Origin of the sequence: Corallococcus llansteffanensis (assembly GCF_003612055.1) — a bacterium.
In the GTDB taxonomy this organism is placed as follows: Bacteria; Myxococcota; Myxococcia; order Myxococcales; family Myxococcaceae; genus Corallococcus; species Corallococcus llansteffanensis.
In genome coordinates this window covers 1-879 of the sequence record NZ_RAWB01001095.1, presented here as the reverse complement: position 1 = coordinate 879, position 879 = coordinate 1, and the positions used below count along the sequence as shown (strand labels likewise).

Sequence of the window (879 nt, the reverse complement as noted above, 5' to 3'; positions counted from 1 at the left end):
GGGATGGGGCTGTCGGGGGAGCTCACCCTGCGGGTCGCGGGGCTGGGCTCGCTGTTCGGACCGCTCACGTCGCTGATGGTCTACGGGCTCGTCACGCTCCGGGCGCGCAGGGGCGTGCTGTGGGTGGCGGACCAGGGGCTGACGCACGCGCAGGTCATCGCGGCGCTGCCCCGGCGCTCGCGCATCCGCGCGCGGCTGGTGGCCTTCACCGCCATCTGCGTGGTGACGCCCGCGGTGCTGTGCGCGCAGGTCGTCACGGCGCTGTCGGAGCGCGTGTTCACGCGGCTCCTGGAGGCGGGCAGCCCGGACGTGCAGGGCGTGATGGTGGACGCGCTGCGCCTGGAGGCGTTCACGTCCAGCGCGGTGCTGTGCGCGGTGGTGTTCGGGCTGGCGCTCGCCACGGCGTACCTGGGCGGCACGCTGCTGGGCCGGCCCATGCGGGAGCTGTCCGGGGAGGCGCGCCGCATCGCCGCGGGGGACCTGGCGAGCCCCCAGCTCGTGCCCGCCGAGGACGAGGTGTGGGCGGTGTCCGCGGCCTTCACCACGATGCGCACGCACCTGGCGGACGTGCTCGCGCAGCTGCAGCGCGCGGGCGCGCAGATCTCCGCCACCACGGAGGAGATCCTCAGCACCTCCGGGCGCTACGAGGAGGGGGCGGCCGAACAGGCCAGCAGCCTGGACGAGACGAGCGCCACCACGGAGGAGCTGGCCCGCTCGGCGAAGCAGATCGCCGAGAACGCGGGCTCGGTGGCGGAGATCGCCATGCGCACGCTGGCGGCGGCGGAGGGCGGGCAGGGCAGCGCGGTGTCGTTCCTGGACGCCATGTCGCGCATGCGCCAGGACAACCACGCCATCAGCTCCGCGGTGGCGCGGCTGAAC

The 879-nt window shown here is 74.9% G+C and carries 1 protein-coding gene; it reads left to right on the top strand.

Going from position 1 to position 879, the window contains the following annotated elements:
* Nucleotides 1–879, top strand: an 879-nt coding sequence (locus D7V93_RS43545; protein ID WP_147451702.1) for a methyl-accepting chemotaxis protein, incomplete at both ends; no start/stop codon positions are given.